Source organism: uncultured Roseovarius sp., from assembly GCF_947259555.1.
GTDB lineage: Bacteria > Pseudomonadota > Alphaproteobacteria > Rhodobacterales > Rhodobacteraceae > Roseovarius.
Window position 1 is genome coordinate 17,795 of the sequence record NZ_CAMYMD010000084.1, and the last position, 16,740, is coordinate 34,534.

The window sequence follows — 16,740 nt, forward strand, 5'->3', positions numbered from 1 at the left end:
TCACAGGCGCAGGTCGCTTTGGTCCTTCGGGAACGCCGCCTTCATGTCGTAGAGAACGCCGTTGGGTTGCATCATCTGTCGCAGGCGGGCGGCACCATCGCCGATTATGTCGCTATGAGCAACGGCTAGGATGACCACGTCGTAGTTGCCCGTTTCGGGCAATGTGTTTGAGATTGCCTGACCGTACTCTTCATGTACTTCCGCAGGGTTGGCCCAAGTGTCCACGATATCAACGTCCATGCCATACGAGTTCAGGTTGCTGACGAGATCGATGACTTTTGTGTTCCGCGTATCGGGGCAGTTTTCCTTGAACGTAAATCCTGCCAAGAGGACTTTCGCGCGTTTGACCGGCAGGTCGCGCTGGATCATCACCTTGACCAGCCGGGTGACCGCATTGCGCGGCATGCCGTCGTTGATCTCCCGTGCCGTGCGGATGATGTCGGGTATGTGACCAACTGCCATGGACTTGTGGACAAGGTAGTAGGGGTCAACGCCAATACAGTGGCCACCCACCAGACCTGGGCTGAGACGGATGAAATTCCACTTGGTCGCGGCTGCATCCAGCACCTCGTTTGTGTCGATCCCAAGGTGCGAAAACACGATCGATAACTCGTTTATCAATGCGATATTCACATCGCGCTGAGTGTTTTCGATGACTTTCGAGGCCTCCGCCACCCGGATCGAAGATGCCTTGAACGTGCCAGCGTCTATGATGCTTTTGTAGAGTTGATCCACAAATTCTGCCACTTCTGGTGTGGAACCCGACGTCACTTTCGTGATCTTGGTCAGTGGACGGGCCTTGTCGCCCGGGTTGATCCGCTCGGGGCTGTAACCTGCGAAAAAGTCGCGATTGTATTTCAGGCCCGAAGCAGCTTCGACAACGGGAATGCACTCCTCTTCGGTCGCGCCGGGATAAACTGTGGATTCGTAAATCACCACGTCGCCAAGGTTGATATGCCGCCCAATCGTGCGTGATGCGGAGATCAACGGAGTTAGATCTGGGCTTCTGGACGAATCGACCGGCGTTGGGACCGCGACAATGAACACGTTGCATGTATCGAGATCAGACTCTGAGCATGAAAAACGAAGATGTGTTGCCTCAGCCAGTTGAGGGGCTTCAAGCTCGCCAGTCGAGTCGTGGCCAGAATTAAGCTCGGCAATTCGGTTTGCTTTGAGGTCGAAACCGACCGTTTCGTAAATCTTGCCTAATGCAGTGGCCAGCGGCAGACCGACATATCCCAAGCCAATTACAGCAATTCGGGTCGGTTCTGGAGGAAGAAATCCCTGTTCATGCGTCGGTGTGGGCATGGTCTGCATCATCTTTCTTAACTTCAGTTTATGGCTATTCCGGAGTGTGGAATTGTCTGATGTCTTGATCGCGCTTATTTTCCTTCGCCGTTTCAGTGATGGTGTTCTGCCCGAGATTTAGCCAAGCAGCACTGCCACGAGGGTGTACTGCCTTAGGAAAATCAAAACGGCGGACAAAGGGAAAGGAAATGGATTTGGTCATGCGCGCGCAGGAAACGGCATATTCATTTCTCCCGCTCACTCTTTGATTTTGAACTCGTCATTCACTCATGCTGGCCCAAGTGACTGGCTTTCGGCTGCGAACTGTAAATCGAACGACATGTACGCGCGATTTGCTCAGGATCGCAACCCCGGCCTTGCGCCACCGCTTGTGCCGATTCAAACTTTTTTATCCACGCCCTTGATTTCGTCCGATCCCGACCTTTCCTAGCGTTTTCGGCTCAGATGAAAGGGACACGCCGCTGGTGAGCGAAGCGCAGCTGGTTTAGGCCCCTTTTGGGCACTGCTTCCTATATGGAGAATCTCGGTGATGTACCGATGCTCATCATTGAGCTTCAGGCTGGCAGCTATCTCGGAGCGCTAGGCGCCATCCGGTACGAGGACATCGACTGGCGCGGATATGAGACCAAGGCCTGATTGCTCGCGCGCGTTTATCAAAAGTGTTTACTCTTCGGACGCGCGACCAAATGCGCTTGATCTGACTATTGCTTCAGGTACGTTCGCCTCTACACGACCTCCTCCCAGCGAGGGCGGACGACAAGCAGCGTAGTCTGAATGATCACCAGCATTTGCGCAGGATGGAGTGTTTCAGTAATGCCGTCAGGATCGTTTGAGATGTCGCCATTATTGGCGGAGCTTTTGTCTGTTCTGGAGCGCCCCGTTCTGGATGACCGCGGCGCGCTTTCTTGTTCGCTCAAGCATCAGCTTCAATCCGGGCTGTTATGGCTTCATCGGCAAGGCGAGCCTGAGAGCACGGAATTAGCGGCTCTTCTGGAACAGATTTTTAGGCGGCTCGTGCAAGATGGCATTTCATCCAGGATCACTCTGCAAAAAGCGCAATTCGAATTGCAGTTATTGCGGCAAAGCCAGGCTTCGAACGATGACGGCCGTGTCAGTGGTGAAGCCAAGGCCATGGGTTTGTTGATTGCGCGGCTGCTGCCAGGTCTGTCTGAATCGATGCGTGGGCAAGTATTCTCACCTGCGGATTACAAGGCGCAAAATCCTGATGTCGTCGAAGCTGGTGTCGATCCGTTAGAGCACTATATATCGACCGGCGCCGCAGAGGGCCGAGCGCCCCTAGCTTTGACAAAGCTGGCTTCGCGATCTTGTCCCAACAGTGCGATCACGAGTCTCGCCGATCTCACTGTCTATACAGGTCCACCAAAGCTTTGCCGTGAAATGCAAATGGGATTGCGCGACGAGGCGCTGATGATGTTGGGGCAAAAAAGGCCTGATGTCAGCGTAATATTGCCCACGTGGAATCGGGCTCCTACGGTGTTGGCGGCGGTCTCTTCGGCGTTGTTACAATCCTTTGCGCCTCTTGAGGTTATCGTTGTGGACGACGGCAGTACAGACGCGACCGTCGCGCTGTTGAAAAGCCGCTTTCGCGAGCCGATCGAAGACGGACGATTGGTTGTGGTGGCGAATGAAAAAGCGGGTGTGTCGGCTGCGCGAAACGCTGGCCTCGATCGCGCTCAGGGAGATGTCATCGCGTATCTCGACAGTGACAATCACTGGGAAACCGATCATCTGCTTTTTGCAGTGGCTGGCTTGCTCGCGGTTAAAGACGCAAAATGCGCCTATACGGCGCTCTGTCGACATGACCTGGCCTCGGGCCATAGCGATATTCTCTTCCGACCCTATGACGCGGATGCACTGGCCGAAGAGAACTATATCGATCTTAACAGCTTCGTGCATCACCGGGCGCTGTTTGAACGGCTGGGCGGTTTCGACACCGCGCTCACGCGGCTTGTGGATTGGGACCTTGTCCTGCGCTACACAACTAACAATGCCCCGGTGGCCCTGCCAGTCATTACTGGACATCATGTGATTGACAACGCAGCCCTTGAAAACATCTCCACACAGGAAAATCTCGAACCAAATCTAGCCCGAATCCGAGACAAGCTCCAAATCCGACGGAGGACAGTGTAATGAGCGACAGTGATCCCTGGTCCGACCAAAGGCTTGCAGTCATCGCTCATCAAAACCGACTGATGTTGGCGCAGCTTGAGGCATTGCGGATTGCACTGGCCGAGCGCGATGACGAGATTACACAATTGAGCGCACGCCTGCTCGCTCAGGAGACACACCCGCCAATGCGCCTGCGCAGCCTATGGGCGCGGCTCGGATTTCGGCAGCGCTGAGCCCATGGCTCCGGTTCCAACAGAAAGCGACGTCTCCCGCATTCGAAATGCCGCGCTCTTCGATGCGTGCTGGTATCAGCGGCGCTACCCGGACGTCGCACGCTTGCAGCTGGAGCCGGCAGCACATTTTGCCATGATAGGAGCCTTTCTCCAGCGCGATCCGGGACCGAATTTCTCCACGCGGTTCTACCTACGTGCTAATCCCGACGTCGCCGCCGCCGGGCTCAATCCTCTGCTGCATTACCTGTCCACTGGCCAGGCAGAAGGGCGGTTGCCGCACCCCGGGGCCCTGCCGGCCCGCCAACCTGAACCGTTGCGCCGGCTGATCCATATGCGTGCCCTCATGGAGACCGGAGGACTGGATGCCGGGCCGCGCGCCGCGCTCGAAGAGTTGGCGGTCGGGAAGGACGGACCAGAGGCTGCCGCAAACGCTGCAGAGGCCCTGGCTTTCGCCGCCCTTCAGGATGAGAATTTTACCGCCGCAGTGCGTTGGTTGAAGTTGCGGCTGCGTCTTGGGGCTGATGCGGCCGCGCGGCTGGCTCCGGTTCTCTCGATTGCGACGGCGCGTTCCGGCGACACACTGAGTGCGAAGCAACTGTTGGATTGGGTGCCCGAAAGCGCCGGGCTGCATCTCGCGCAGTGCTGGACAGTAGATGATATTGAGGCGCGTCTGACATGCGTTAACACCGCGTTGGCCCAGACAGGACTAGCACCTGTTTCGCTCGCACCCGGGTCAGGTGCGGCAATCGATCGGCTGTCGGGCGCAGCCCCGTTCATACCTGCTCAAGGCGGAGTGCCGCTTATCAGCGTGTTGATGGCCGTGCATGATAGCGAAAGCACGATCAGAACTGCCCTGAGTTCTATCCAGGCGCAAACATGGACTGACTTCGAACTCTTGGTGATTGATGACGCCAGTACGGACGCGACGACCGGGATCGTGGCTGAATACGCCGCGCGCGACCCGCGCATCCGTCTTCTGCCTTTGGCGCGGAATGTTGGCGCCTACGGCGCGCGCAATGCCGGATTGGCCGAGGCGCGGGGGCGTTTTGTTACTCTGCATGATGCCGACGATTGGTCACATCCTGAGCGTCTGGCCCAACAGGCGCGCTTCATGCTTGAAAATCCCGGCTTCGCCGGATGCCTCGGCCAGCACGTGCGCTGCACCCCGGATTTGCGCGTGAGTCGCTGGACGGGAACCGGAGATGTTGTTTTCGAGAACATGAATTCGCTGATGCTGCCCACCGATTTGGTGCGCTCCTGTCTAGGTGGCTGGGACGAGGTGCGTGTCTCTGCCGACAGCGAGTTGTTGCGCAGGACGCAGCGACTCTTTGGCGACCATGCGGTTGCGACGCTTGAGACTGGGCCGGTCGCCCTATTGCGCGATAGTATGGGCAGCGCCACCGCCGATGGTGCCTCCGGAATGGGGTGGTTTTATTATGGCGCAAGGCGTGAATATTATGAGGCGCAGCAGCACCACCATGCCAAAGCAAAAATTCTTTTCTATGAGCCGGGGGGCGCACGCCCTTTTCCAGCTCCCAACATATTGCTGAACCGGGCGGCCGCGCACCGCGAAATCGTGATTGACCATGTCTATGCTGGCCTCCTGAGCGTTCACGATGCATCCCTTGACGTGCTGCTGACTTGGCTTGAAGAAGATCGCGCAGGAGGCCGGACTGCTGCCTTGGTACCGCTTTACTCCCTGTCGATGCCAGCCGAGGGCGGTCTTGCCATTCACCCCTCCCTGCGCGCGCAGATTGACGGGAAGGCTCTACGCGTGCTCTGTTATGGCGAACACGTTCGCTGTAATCGATACTTTCGCCTGCCTGGGCAGGACGTAAACGAGGTGCAGCGCTATCTGCCACAAGTACATGCGGGCGCGAGGCGGGTGCTGGCGCCGGGCCAGCCGCCTGCCGAAACCGGCCAACCAGCCGCAACAGCCGCAAACTCTGTGACACGTGCCAAACCGGACGCCTGAGGCACGGGCACCGGAAGGCGCCGCTGCAATTCCAGGTGTCGCCGAAATTCAGTTGATGAGCTGATCGCGCTGCGACGCGAAACCTGATCGCTTGCGCCACATCTGGATTGCGATACCATCTACCTTCATGCACTTGACTTTGGTCAAGACCAACATGGCAGGACCACGGGCTGGAGACCATGAAGGAACCGATCATGCGCGCTGCAAGGTGACGGCTCCGGCCCAATGCGTATGCACGCGTCGGGCAAGTTGAACTTACACTCGCGGGAGCCGGTCTTGTGGTGTTGCGCTTGGCGCTGACCCAACGGGCCGGCCAACTGGTATTGGTGGCCGGGTCACATCGCATGCCGCCGGGAAGTCGGCCGATGCGTCGCTCGCCAGCGGGTCCTTGCCGATTGCGCCGTAGCCCAATGGGATAGAGCGGCCATCGTGTCGTGACAGGCTGGCCTCAGTTAATCAGGCCGGCATGGCGCATGCCATCCTCGACCAGAGCCTTGGTCGGATCGCTGAGCCCGATGAGCGGTGAGCGCACTTCTTCGCTGCACAGCCCGAGCCTCGACATTGCATATTTGACGCCTACGAGGCCGGGTTCGGTAAAAATCGCACGGTGCAGCGGCATCAAGCGGTCTTGCAGGTCGAGCGCCTTGGCATAATCACCTGCCAACGTCGCCTCCTGCACCTGTGACACGAGTTTTGGCGCGACATTCGCGGTCACCGAGATCACCCCGACTCCGCCTTGTGCGTTGAAGCCGTGCGCGGTGCCATCCTCGCCGGATATCTGAATGAACTCCTTGCCGCATGTGATCCGCTGTGCGCTGACGCGCGCCAGATCTCCGGTCGCATCTTTCACTCCGATGATGCGGGGCAACTGTGCCAGCTTGCCCATGGTCTCGGGGCTCATGTCCACAACGGACCGGCCAGGAATGTTGTAGATGATGATCGGCAGGTCGCAGCAATCATGCAGCGCGGTAAAGTGCGCGATCAGACCCGCCTGCGTGGGCTTGTTGTAATAGGGCGTGACGACCAGTGCCGCGTTTGCGCCGACGTTCTCGGCATGGCGCATGAAGCGCACTGATTCGAGAGTGTTGTTGCTGCCCGCTCCTGCGATGATCGGAACCCGGCCCGCAGCGGCCCGCACAACCTCTTCGACGACCATCTCATGTTCTTCATGTGTCAGGGTCGGGCTCTCGCCGGTTGTGCCGACAGGCACAAGACCATGGCTACCCTCGCCAATATGCCACTCGACGAGGTGTTTGAGCGTGTCCAAATCCACAACGCCGTTCTTGAACGGCGTGACCAGGGCAGGAAAAGATCCTCTGAACATGACACGCTCCTTTCGTCTAGACTTGTCGGGCCGGGCCCGGAATGTTCCTGGCGCCCATGTTACGGCGCTGCATTTGCATCATGAATGGACGCAGGCACACAGGCCGCTTAGGCTGGCGTTGTCTATCCTTTGCTATAGCGGGAAATGCAAGAGATGTTACAGGCGCTCCTCGTGGTTTTAGGGATGATTCTGCCGGTTTCGGCGGGGCATGCGGCGGATGTGCCACGGCTGGCACCGCGCCCGTTGGCCAGCGGGTTACATGCGATGCACTCGGGGCGTTGGGAGGTGGCGGCGCGGCTGGCGCGGCGTGATGGCGTTGCGGCGGCGGATCTTATCGAATGGCACCGGCTGCGCAGCGGGCTGGGCGAGCCGCGCGAGATTTTGGGTTTCCTCGCGCGTAACGGGCATTGGCCCGGCCTTGGATACATGCGCCGCCAGAGCGAAGAGGTCATGACCCATGCCGATTTTGACGATGTTCTGGATTTCTACAAAGGGTACCGGCCACAAACCGGGACCGGAGCTCTCAATCTGGCGCGGGCCCTCTTGGCGCGGGGCCGGGAGGGCGAGGCAGAGGCCAGTGTCGTATTGGCCTGGCGAACCCTTGATCTGACGCAGGCCGAACATGATGCGTTCCTGCATGAGTTTGACAGGTTGCTCGCTCCGCATCATGCGGCGCGGCTTGAAATGGCGCTTTGGCGTGGGCTTCGGGATGTCGAGCACATGCTGCCGCTGGTCGAGGCAGAGACCCGTGAGCTGGCGCTCTTGCGAGGCCGCGTCAAGCGTGATGGCGGCGATGGGTTGAGTGATGAACAGGCCCGCAATCCCGGGATCGCGTTCGAATTGTTCACCCGGCATCTCAGCAACGCGCCGGAGGACGCAATCGACGTCCTGTTGCGTCAGAGCCGGATCGAGGGAGGTCTGGGAGAGCCCGAACGCTGGGCGAGCTGGCGGCGGGCCCTGACGCGGCAGGCGATGCGGAATGGCGAGCCGGCGCTTGCCTATGACATCGCGTCGGTCCATCAACTGGTCGAAGGCGCGAACTATGCCGATCTGGAATGGCTATGCGGCTATCTGGCTCTGACATATCTTGATGCGCCGGGGCTTGCTCTTGATCACTTCCAACGTTTCCGCCGGGCCGTGTCCACTCCCATATCACTGGGGCGCGCAGGCTATTGGCTTGGTCGGGCGCAGACCGCGCTTGGTGATCTTGATGCCGCGGAGCTGGCCTATGCGGAGGGTGCCGAATATCAGACCAGCTTTTACGGAGTGCTTGCCGCCGAGGCGGCTGGCCTGCCTCCCGACCCGCAACTTGCGGGCACTGAGGCGGTTGCGCCATGGCGCACCGCCGCCTTTGCCCTGTCCGATCTGCATGAGATCGGCACACTGGCACTCAAGATGGATGATATTGGGCTCGCGCGGCGTTTCTTTCTGCATCTGGCCCAGGGGCAGGACCGCACCACGCTCCGCCAGATGGGCCGCATGCTGGAAGAGTTGGAGCAGCCCCACCTGCAAGTGATGCTCGGCAAGACTGCGGCAGATCAGGGCATTGTCGTGGAACGACCTTATTACGCCCTGCATCCGATGGTCGAGATGGATCTGCCCATTCCGATGGAACTTGCGCTTGCGATTGCGAGGCGCGAGAGCGAGTTCAACCATCTGGTCCGAAGCCCCGCCGGGGCTGAAGGGCTGATGCAGCTCATGCCCGGCACCGCCCGTGACATGGCGCGCGTTCAGGGGATCGCCTTTGACGACTCTGACGTGCTCAATGACTGGTCCTATAATGCACGGCTTGGCTCGGCCTATCTGGCGGAGCTTGCTGCGCGATTTGATGGAAATATCGTTCTTATGTCAGTGGGTTACAATGCCGGGCCCGGGCGGGCCATTCGATGGATCGAGACCTTGGGTGATCCGCGTGGCAAAGACACGCATGCGATCGTTGACTGGATCGAGCACATTCCGTTTCGAGAGACTCGCAACTATGTCATGCGCGTGGCAGAGAGCCTGCCCGCCTATCGCGCCCGTCTAGGTCAATCGGCGCTGCCGCAGCCATTTTCTCAAGAGCTTTCAGGGCGCAGCCCCGGGTTGTCGGGCGAGTAAAATACCACTCCGGAGCGATGTCGCGAGTGGCCGGTTACAGGGTACGACTTGGGTTATTAGTGGACGTAAGAACGTTCCGCGCGAACAGCACCGTCTGGCGGTTAGTCAATGTCCGCTAAAGGCCGTACTCCGCAAACGGAACGCTCGACGTGTGCAGCCTTAGCCAAAGGCAATGAACGCCCCGACCAGTGCGGTGGCCCCGCCCATGACGCGCAACGGCATCGCGCTGGTGGCGCGGGTTTCACGCGCAGCGGCATAGGCGATGGCCAACCCGGCAGCATGCAAGAGTGCGGTTGCAATCGCAAAGCCCAAACCGAATTGTAGGGCCTGCGCCTGCCCCAATTCGCCGCCATGCGCGTGGCCGTGAAACACCGCAAATAGGGCGACCGCGCCCATCGCAAGCGCGGGCGCGGGGCGCAGGGCGAGGGCAACCACCGCACCAAGCGCCATGATGGAGGCAAGGATCATCGGCTCCACGAACGGCAGTGGGAAACCCGCAAGCGCGGCAAGGAATCCGGCGATCATCGCGCCGACAAAGGCGCTTGGAACCGTCCAGAGCGCGCGACCGCCAATTTGTGCGGCCCAAAGGCCGACGGCGATCATTGCCAGAACGTGATCCAGCCCGAACAGCGGGTGTGTGACACCTGCCAGAAAAGACCCGTATTCGCCCTCCGGCAAATGAGCAAAAGCCGGGGTGGCAATGCAGAGCATGACAAGGCTGGAAAGTGTACGGTTCATTGGGGTGGTCCTTATGTTGGGTTTTCCGGGCGCCTCTGGTTGAGTCGCGCCTGTGGATGCGAACATGATGGACCATTGCAGCGCATGCAATACACGCGGCCATGAAAAAGCCCGGCACGCCTTGCGCGCCGGGCCCGAAAAGAAATTCGCCTGAGATCAGCCAAAGACCCGGGTCAGTGCCGCATCGGTGGCCGACACGATCTGGTCGATGTCATCCTTGGTGGCGATGAGGGCTGGCGAATAGCACAGCGTGTTGTTGAAGCCGGGCAGCGAGCGATTTGTTGCCCCGATCACCACGCCATTGGCCATGCAGTCGGCGACCACGGCCTGCACCATCTTCTCGGCGGTCGGTTCCTTGGTCGCGCGATCCGCCACGAGTTCCGCACCGAGGAACAGCCCCTTGCCGCGCACATGGCCGATCACCGCGTGCTTGTCCTGCAAGCTACGCAGTTGATCCAGCATGTAATCGCCCATAGCATTGGTGTTTTCGAGCAGGTTTTCCTCTTCGATGATCGCCATGTTCTCGAGCGCTGCCGCAGGCCCCGCCGTGCAGCCGCCGAAGGTTGAGATATCGCGGAAATAGTTCATCGGGTCGGTCACGTCGTCCTTGAAGAGGTCGAACACGCGCTCGTTGGTCACGCAGCAGGCGATGGCGGCATAGCCCGAGGCCACGCCCTTGGCCATGGTCACGAAATCGGGTTCGACCCCGTAATGCTGATAGCCGAACCATGTGCCGGTGCGCCCGACGCCGCAGACGACCTCGTCGATATGCAGCAGGATGTCGTATTTGCGGCAGATCTCCTGCACGCGGGGCCAGTAGCCCTCGGGCGGGACGATGACGCCGCCGCCGGCCGTTACCGGCTCAAGGCAGAGCGCGCCGACGGTATCGGGGCCCTCGGCCAGGATCACCTCTTCGATGGCGTTGGCGGCGGCGATGCCGTATTCCTCGCCCTCCAGATCCCATTGCGCGCGATATTCAAGACAGTGCGGCACGCGCACAAAGCCCGGCGTGTAGGGGCCGTATTGCGCGTTGCGCTCATCCTGACCGCCCGCCGAGAGGCAGGCGATGGTGGTGCCGTGATAGTCGCGGTCGCGGTAGAGGATCTTGTGCTTCTTGCCGCCATAGCGCTTGTGCGCGATCTGGCGGACCATCTTGAAGGCCTTCTCGTTCGCCTCGGAACCGGAATTGGTATAGTAGACCCGGCTCATCCCCGGCATTTTCGAGATCAGCTTCTCGGAAAAAAGCGCGCCGGGGATCGAGCCTGCGGAACCTGCGAAATAGGGCAGTTGAATGAGCTGGTCGCGCACCGCGTTGGCGATGCGCTCGCGCCCGTAGCCCACGTTGACGGTCCAGACGCCGCCCGAGACGCCGTCGATATGTTCGCGCCCCTTCTGATCCCAGACGCGCATGCCGCGCCCTTCGACGATGATGCGCGGGTCGGCCTTGGGGTCGGTTCCGCTCCAGGGCGCGTGTTGAATCAGGTGATGCCAGACATGGGCGCGGTCCGCCTCGACCACGTGGCTGATGTCATTGTCGCGAAGTTTGCCGTCCATGGGGGTGCTCCATCAGGTTGGCCCGGTGCAAGATGCACGTCGAGAGAGAATGATACGCAAATTTTCTGAGCAGTATAACAGCCGAGAAACTCGGCAGGGCAATAGGGCCAAAAGGTGAGCTTAAATAGGTCCAAAATTGCGTTTTAGATTGCCTTTCTCGAACTAAGGCATTGGAAATTATTATTTTTCCGTTGATTTGGCCGCCCCATGCCAGAGTTTGAGGCTATCCGAAAACCTCTTTTCGGAAATACTGAAATGTTCTTAGCTCTGTTATTAATGCGTTGATCGGTGTCTGTGGATCGGGTTCACTCATTGGTGTTGCCTGTTCCGGGGTGAGGTTTGCAGCTGCGCCCAACAGCAGGATAATCCGCCGAAAAGTGCGGTGTCGGACAAAAACAGAAGTTAACCAACGGGAGAAGAACAACATGAAACTGAAATCCAAACTGATGTCGGCTGTGGCGGGCGCTGCGTTTCTGGCGGGGGCCGGGGCCGCGCAGGCGCAGGAAATCACCGTCGCCTATTTTCTCGAATGGCCGATGCCATTCCAGTATGCCAAGGAAATGGGCACATACGAAGATGAGATGGGCGTCACCATCAACTGGCGGGCCTTTGATACCGGCACCGCAATGAGCGCGGCGATGGCATCCGGCGATGTGCACCTTTCGGTAAGCCAGGGTGTGCCGCCCTTCGTCGTGGCCGCCAGTGCCGGTCAGGACATTCAGGTGCTAGACGTGGCCGTGAGCTATGCTGACAATGACAACTGCGTCGTGGCCGAGGTTCTGGAGATCGACAAGGACAGCGCCGGAGAACTGGAAGGCAGGAAGGTTGCCGTGCCGCTTGGGACCGCCGCGCATTACGGCTTTCTCAAGCAGATGAACCATTTTGGGGTCGATATCTCGACGATGGACGTGGTCAACATGGCCCCGCCCGAGGGGGCTGCGGCCATCGCCCAGGGCGCAGTTGACATGTTCTGTGGCTGGGGCGGCTCGCTGCGTCGCGCCAAGGAGCATGGGAATGTGCTCTTGACCGGTGCGGAAAAGGAAGCTCTGGGCATCCTCGTCTTTGACGTGACCTCCGGGCCGGCGGCTTTTGTTGCGGAAAACCACGACTTGGTGGCCTCTTTCCTCAAGGTGACCGCCGACGCCAACGCGATGTGGGCGGATTCGGCCAATCGTGACGAAATGCTGCCGGTGATCGCCAAGGACAGCGGCATGGATGTCGAGGCCACGGCCGCGACGATCGACACCTTTGTGTTTCCGCCCGTCGACGAGCAGCTCACGGAGAAATGGCTGGGCGGTGGCGCGCAGGACTTCATGAAAGGTGTTGCAGAAGTGTTCGTCGAGGCTGGCAGCATCGACTCGGCTCTGGCGACCTATGAGGACAACGTCAATATCGGCCCACTTTCATCCGCCAGCGGCATGTAAGCGCGCTTTGACATGACGAAGGGCCCCGCCCGATCAATCGGGCGGGGTCTTGCCCGAAAACCCAGCTAAACAGGGGGTGGGGATGTCCACGCTTTCCATTGATAATATCTCGATGCGCTTTGATCTGCCCAATGGCGGACATGTTCAGGCGTTGCAGAATGTCTCGCTCGAACTGAACACAGGCGAATTGATGAGCGTGCTGGGGCCTTCGGGCTGTGGCAAGACCACGCTTCTCAACATCCTCGCCGGGTTTCTGGCACCCACCGAAGGGCAGATCACGCTCAACGGTCACAAGGTCACCGGGCCGGATGCCGAGCGCGGCATGGTGTTTCAGCAAGGCGCGCTCTTCGAATGGATGAGCGTGCGCGACAACGTGAGCTTTGGCCCGCGAATGGCCGGCAAGCGCGAAAAGGACTGGAGCGGCTCTGTTGATCACTTGCTCGATGTGGTCGGGCTTCAGGATTTCAAGGAAAAGGCGGTCTATGAGCTGTCCGGCGGCATGCAGCAGCGTGTGGCCCTTGCCCGGTGTCTTGCCAATGAACCCGATGTCATCCTGATGGATGAGCCATTGGGCGCGCTCGACGCCCTGACCCGCGAAAAGATGCAGGGGCTGGTGTTGCGGCTCTGGAAGGAGACCGGCAAAACGATCATCCTCATTACCCATTCGGTCGAAGAGGCGCTGCTTCTGGGCGAGCGGTTGCTCGTCATGGCCCCGCGACCCGGGCGCATTCACAAGGAATATCGCCTGCCCTTTGCCGATGATGGCGTGGGCAAGGATCTGCGCGAGGTCAAGAAGAACCCTGAATTCGGGCAGAAGCGTGAGGAGATCCTGTCGATGATCTGGGATATGGAAGAAGAGATCATGGGCCGCACAGAGGAGGCGGGTGCATGATCATCCTAATTATATACGTCGCGATCTTTTCGGCTGCGTTTTTCGCGGTGCGTTTTGGCGCCCGCAAGTTCCGCCAGATGAACGATTTCACCTCACTCAAGACGGTGACATTCGGCGATGAAAGCGCGGTACGCCCGGATCGTTGGGCGTCTGTCATTTCGGTGATCACCATCTTCTTGCTCTGGGGCGCGTTCACCGGCTCCAAATGGGTGCCCATCCATGCACCGGGGCCGTTTGTGGGCGATACCGAGTTCACCTATACTCTGGAGGCCCCCGACGGCACGCAGGACGAGGCAACAGTGTTTGTGCGGGTGTTTAATGTCGGTGAGACGATCGAGGACCGCGAGACCACCCCCGGCGACGGCATTGCGAAGAATGATGTGCTGAGTGTAGGTGCATGGCGTTCGCAGTTGCTTTTGATGGACAAGAACGATGAGGTGACCCGCTCGGATGGGGCACGTGTGGTCTCGGTCGACGGTCAGCCTGTCGAACCCGGCCAGACCGTCAGGGTCTCGGATGGCAAGGTCGCTGTGACGGCGAAGGGATCGCTCAACTTCTCGCCCGCCACCGGCATGCAGATGGAGCCGATATGGCTGCCTCCGCCCGAGTCCGTTGTGTCTCGCGTGGCCGAGATCGCAAGCGAGGGCTATCAGAATTTCACCTTGTGGGAGCACCTTTTCTGGTCACTGTTCCGTGTCATCGTCGGTTTTGCGCTGGGCGCGCTGGTCGGTATTCCGCTGGGCTACGCGATGGGTCTTTCAGACTGGTTCCGCGGCTGGTTCGATCCGATTGTAGAATTCATGCGACCGGTTCCGCCGCTGGCTCTGATTCCGCTGGTGATTATCTGGGCGGGAATTGGCGAAAGCGGCAAGATCATCCTGCTATTCCTCGCCGCCCTCTGGATCATGACGATCTCGGCGCGCGCTGGTGTGTCTGGCGTGGCGATTTCCAAGGTGCACGCGGCATATTCGTTGGGCGCGTCGAAATGGCAACTGATGCGCCATGTGATCGTGCCCAATTCCCTGCCCGAAATATTCACCGGCGCACGCGTGGCGATGGGAGTCTGTTGGGGCACGGTCGTGGCGGCCGAACTGGTCGCCGCCGAAAAAGGCGCAGGCATGATGATCATGGTGGCGTCGCGCTTTCAGCTCACCGATATCGTTTTGATGGGTATCATCCTGATCGGCATCATCGGCTACGGTATCGACATCATGATGCGCAAGGCAGAGACATGGCTGGTTCCGTGGAAAGGCAAGATTTGAGTGTTGGTTGGCATCTCGCGACAGTGCTGACCGAGATTGCTGCCTATGCGCGGCACCTCCGGGCGCCAAGACCGGGATGCGCTTTTTTCGAGCTTAGGCCAAATTCAACCGGCCCGCGCCGCGCGGCTTTGGGGATGCGCGGCGCAAGGCCCTTGGGTCAATCCGCTTGTTCGGCCAGCCAGCGCTCTGCATCAAGGGCCGCCATGCAGCCCATGCCGGCCGACGTTACGGCTTGGCGGTAAACGTGATCCGTCAGGTCGCCCGCCGCGAAGACGCCGGGCACTGAGGTGTGCGTGCTTCCGGCGCTCACTTTGACGTACCCACCGTTGTGCATCGCAAGGCTGTCCTTGACCAACTCATTGGCCGGCGCGTGGCCGATGGCGATGAATACGCCCTTGCAGGGAATCTCCGTGATCTCGCCAGTTTCGACGTGTTTCACGCGAACACCCTCGACCCCCTTGGGGTTGTCGGTTCCGGTGACTTCTTCGAGGGTGTGAAACCATAGCGTTTCGATCTTTGGGTTCTTCATCAGACGGTCTTGCAGGATCATCTCGGCACGCAACTCGTCGCGGCGATGAATAAGAGTGACCTTGGAGGCGAAGTTTGTCAGGAACAACGCCTCTTCAACGGCCGTGTTGCCACCACCGACGACGACGATCTCCTGACCGCGATAGAAGAACCCGTCACAGGTGGCACATGCCGATACGCCAAAGCCCTTGAATGCCTCTTCCGAGGGCAGGCCCAGCCATTTGGCGCGCGCGCCGGTGGCCAGGATGACCGCGTCGGCGGTATAGGCGGTGCCGCCATCGCCGCGCGCCGTGAAGGGACGCGCATCCAGATCAAGCGAGCTGATGATGTCACCGATGATCTCGCAGCCCATGGCCTTGGCGTGCGCTTCCATGCGGACCATGAGGTCCGGCCCCTGCACCTCGGTATCGCCGGGCCAGTTTTCGACCTCGGTGGTGGTCGTCAACTGTCCACCGGGTTCAATGCCTTGTACGAGAATCGGCTCGAGCATGGCGCGGCTGGCATAGACGGCAGCGGTATAGCCGGCCGGGCCGGAGCCGATGATAAGGCATTTTGTGTGGCGGGTTTCGGACATGGTCCCTCTCTCGTGTGCATGCGGAATTGGCGGCAGATATAGCCCTGCCGTGCCGCGCATGTAACCCCTTGCAAGGCAGGTATGCGTGGCATTTAAAAACTCGGAATCGGGGAAATTATCTTGCGCACGAGTGAAAGATAATTGCGTATGCGGGCCGGGGTGTTATAACAATCGCGAAATTCATTGGGGAGTGAACGATGGCGGTATCCCGTCTTGATCCGATAGATCGCAAGATTCTGGCGGAGTTGCAGGCCGATGGGCGGATGACCAACGTGGAGTTGGCCAAACGCGTCGGAATCTCGGCGCCGCCTTGCCTGCGGCGCGTTCGAACGCTGGAAGAGCAAGGCTATATTCGAGGCTACCATGCCAAGGTCGATGCCCGCGAACTGGGGTTCGAGGTGCAGGTCTTTGCCATGGTCGGTTTGCAAAGCCAGGCCGAAGCGGATCTGTCAGCCTTTGAGGCGCGCTGCCGCGCCTGGCCTCTTGTGCGCGAATGCCACATGCTGAATGGCGAAGTGGATTTCATCCTGAAATGCGTGGCCCCTGATCTGAGCAGCTTTCAGAGGTTTCTGACAGAAGAGCTGACGGCTGCGGACAACGTGGCCAGCGTCAAGACATCCCTCGTCATTCGCGGGGCGAAGGACGAACCCGGGGTTCCGTTCGAGGTGCTGGAGGCGCGGCTGAGCCAGTCGGCCTGATCC

The 16,740-nt window shown here is 59.7% G+C and carries 14 protein-coding genes and 1 pseudogene; 9 read left to right on the top strand and 6 right to left on the bottom strand.

Features of this window, described 5'->3' with window-relative positions:
- Together Q0X85_RS13680 and Q0X85_RS13685 are read right to left on the bottom strand one after the other, a co-directional pair.
- Complete coding sequence (locus tag Q0X85_RS13680) at positions 1-1,320, bottom strand: nucleotide sugar dehydrogenase (protein WP_366130027.1); 1,320 nt, start codon at positions 1,318-1,320, stop codon at positions 1-3.
- Positions 1,321-1,342: 22 nt separating this feature from the next.
- On the bottom strand, positions 1,343-1,510 hold the full coding sequence (locus Q0X85_RS13685; protein ID WP_297772760.1) for a hypothetical protein: 168 nt from the start codon (positions 1,508-1,510) through the stop codon (positions 1,343-1,345).
- Between the two features lie 311 nt (positions 1,511-1,821).
- Between Q0X85_RS13685 and Q0X85_RS13690 the strand changes: the two are divergent.
- The 4 genes and pseudogenes from Q0X85_RS13690 to Q0X85_RS13705 all read left to right on the top strand — a co-directional run.
- Positions 1,822-1,944, top strand: a pseudogene (locus tag Q0X85_RS13690) (hypothetical protein); the annotation flags it as partial.
- Between the two features lie 138 nt (positions 1,945-2,082).
- Complete coding sequence (locus Q0X85_RS13695; protein ID WP_297772763.1) at positions 2,083-3,459, top strand: glycosyltransferase family A protein; 1,377 nt, start codon at positions 2,083-2,085, stop codon at positions 3,457-3,459.
- On the top strand, positions 3,459-3,671 hold the full coding sequence (locus tag Q0X85_RS13700) for a hypothetical protein (protein ID WP_297772766.1): 213 nt from the start codon (positions 3,459-3,461) through the stop codon (positions 3,669-3,671). Before Q0X85_RS13695 ends, Q0X85_RS13700 begins: the two co-directional genes overlap by 1 nt.
- 4 nt (positions 3,672-3,675) lie before the next feature.
- A complete protein-coding gene (locus Q0X85_RS13705; RefSeq protein ID WP_297772768.1) occupies positions 3,676-5,646 on the top strand; it encodes a glycosyltransferase family 2 protein in 1,971 nt (656 codons plus the stop codon).
- Positions 5,647-6,094: 448 nt separating this feature from the next.
- On the opposite strand, the gene dapA is transcribed toward Q0X85_RS13705, so the two are convergent.
- A complete protein-coding gene (gene dapA / locus Q0X85_RS13710) occupies positions 6,095-6,970 on the bottom strand; it encodes a 4-hydroxy-tetrahydrodipicolinate synthase (RefSeq protein ID WP_297772770.1) in 876 nt (291 codons plus the stop codon).
- 153 nt (positions 6,971-7,123) lie between these two features.
- On the opposite strand from dapA, the gene Q0X85_RS13715 reads away from it, so the two are divergent.
- On the top strand, positions 7,124-9,067 hold the full coding sequence (locus Q0X85_RS13715; RefSeq protein ID WP_297772773.1) for a transglycosylase SLT domain-containing protein: 1,944 nt from the start codon (positions 7,124-7,126) through the stop codon (positions 9,065-9,067).
- Between the two features lie 159 nt (positions 9,068-9,226).
- On the opposite strand, the gene Q0X85_RS13720 is transcribed toward Q0X85_RS13715, so the two are convergent.
- Positions 9,227-9,805, bottom strand: coding sequence for a HupE/UreJ family protein (locus tag Q0X85_RS13720; protein ID WP_297772775.1), 579 nt, complete (start codon positions 9,803-9,805; stop codon positions 9,227-9,229).
- 156 nt (positions 9,806-9,961) lie between these two features.
- On the bottom strand, positions 9,962-11,359 hold the full coding sequence (locus tag Q0X85_RS13725) for an aminotransferase class III-fold pyridoxal phosphate-dependent enzyme (protein ID WP_297772777.1): 1,398 nt from the start codon (positions 11,357-11,359) through the stop codon (positions 9,962-9,964).
- A gap of 425 nt (positions 11,360-11,784) precedes the next feature.
- On the opposite strand from Q0X85_RS13725, the gene Q0X85_RS13730 reads away from it, so the two are divergent.
- The 3 genes from Q0X85_RS13730 (at position 11,785) to Q0X85_RS13740 (ending at position 14,937) form a co-directional block, all read left to right on the top strand.
- Positions 11,785-12,783, top strand: coding sequence for an ABC transporter substrate-binding protein (locus Q0X85_RS13730; protein ID WP_297772779.1), 999 nt, complete (start codon positions 11,785-11,787; stop codon positions 12,781-12,783).
- Between the two features lie 82 nt (positions 12,784-12,865).
- Entirely contained in the window at positions 12,866-13,675 is an 810-nt protein-coding gene (locus tag Q0X85_RS13735; protein WP_297772781.1) for an ABC transporter ATP-binding protein, read from the top strand.
- Entirely contained in the window at positions 13,672-14,937 is a 1,266-nt protein-coding gene (locus tag Q0X85_RS13740) for an ABC transporter permease subunit (protein WP_297772783.1), read from the top strand. Before Q0X85_RS13735 ends, Q0X85_RS13740 begins: the two co-directional genes overlap by 4 nt.
- A gap of 157 nt (positions 14,938-15,094) precedes the next feature.
- Here the strand turns inward: Q0X85_RS13740 and trxB are convergent, their stop codons facing one another.
- The gene (gene trxB / locus Q0X85_RS13745; protein WP_297772785.1) at positions 15,095-16,039 is read right to left on the bottom strand and encodes a thioredoxin-disulfide reductase; all 945 of its coding nucleotides are present in this window, start codon (positions 16,037-16,039) and stop codon (positions 15,095-15,097) included.
- Positions 16,040-16,236: 197 nt separating this feature from the next.
- Between trxB and Q0X85_RS13750 the strand changes: the two genes are divergently transcribed.
- Positions 16,237-16,737, top strand: coding sequence for an Lrp/AsnC family transcriptional regulator (locus Q0X85_RS13750; protein ID WP_297772787.1), 501 nt, complete (start codon positions 16,237-16,239; stop codon positions 16,735-16,737).
- Positions 16,738-16,740 lie beyond the last annotated feature (3 nt).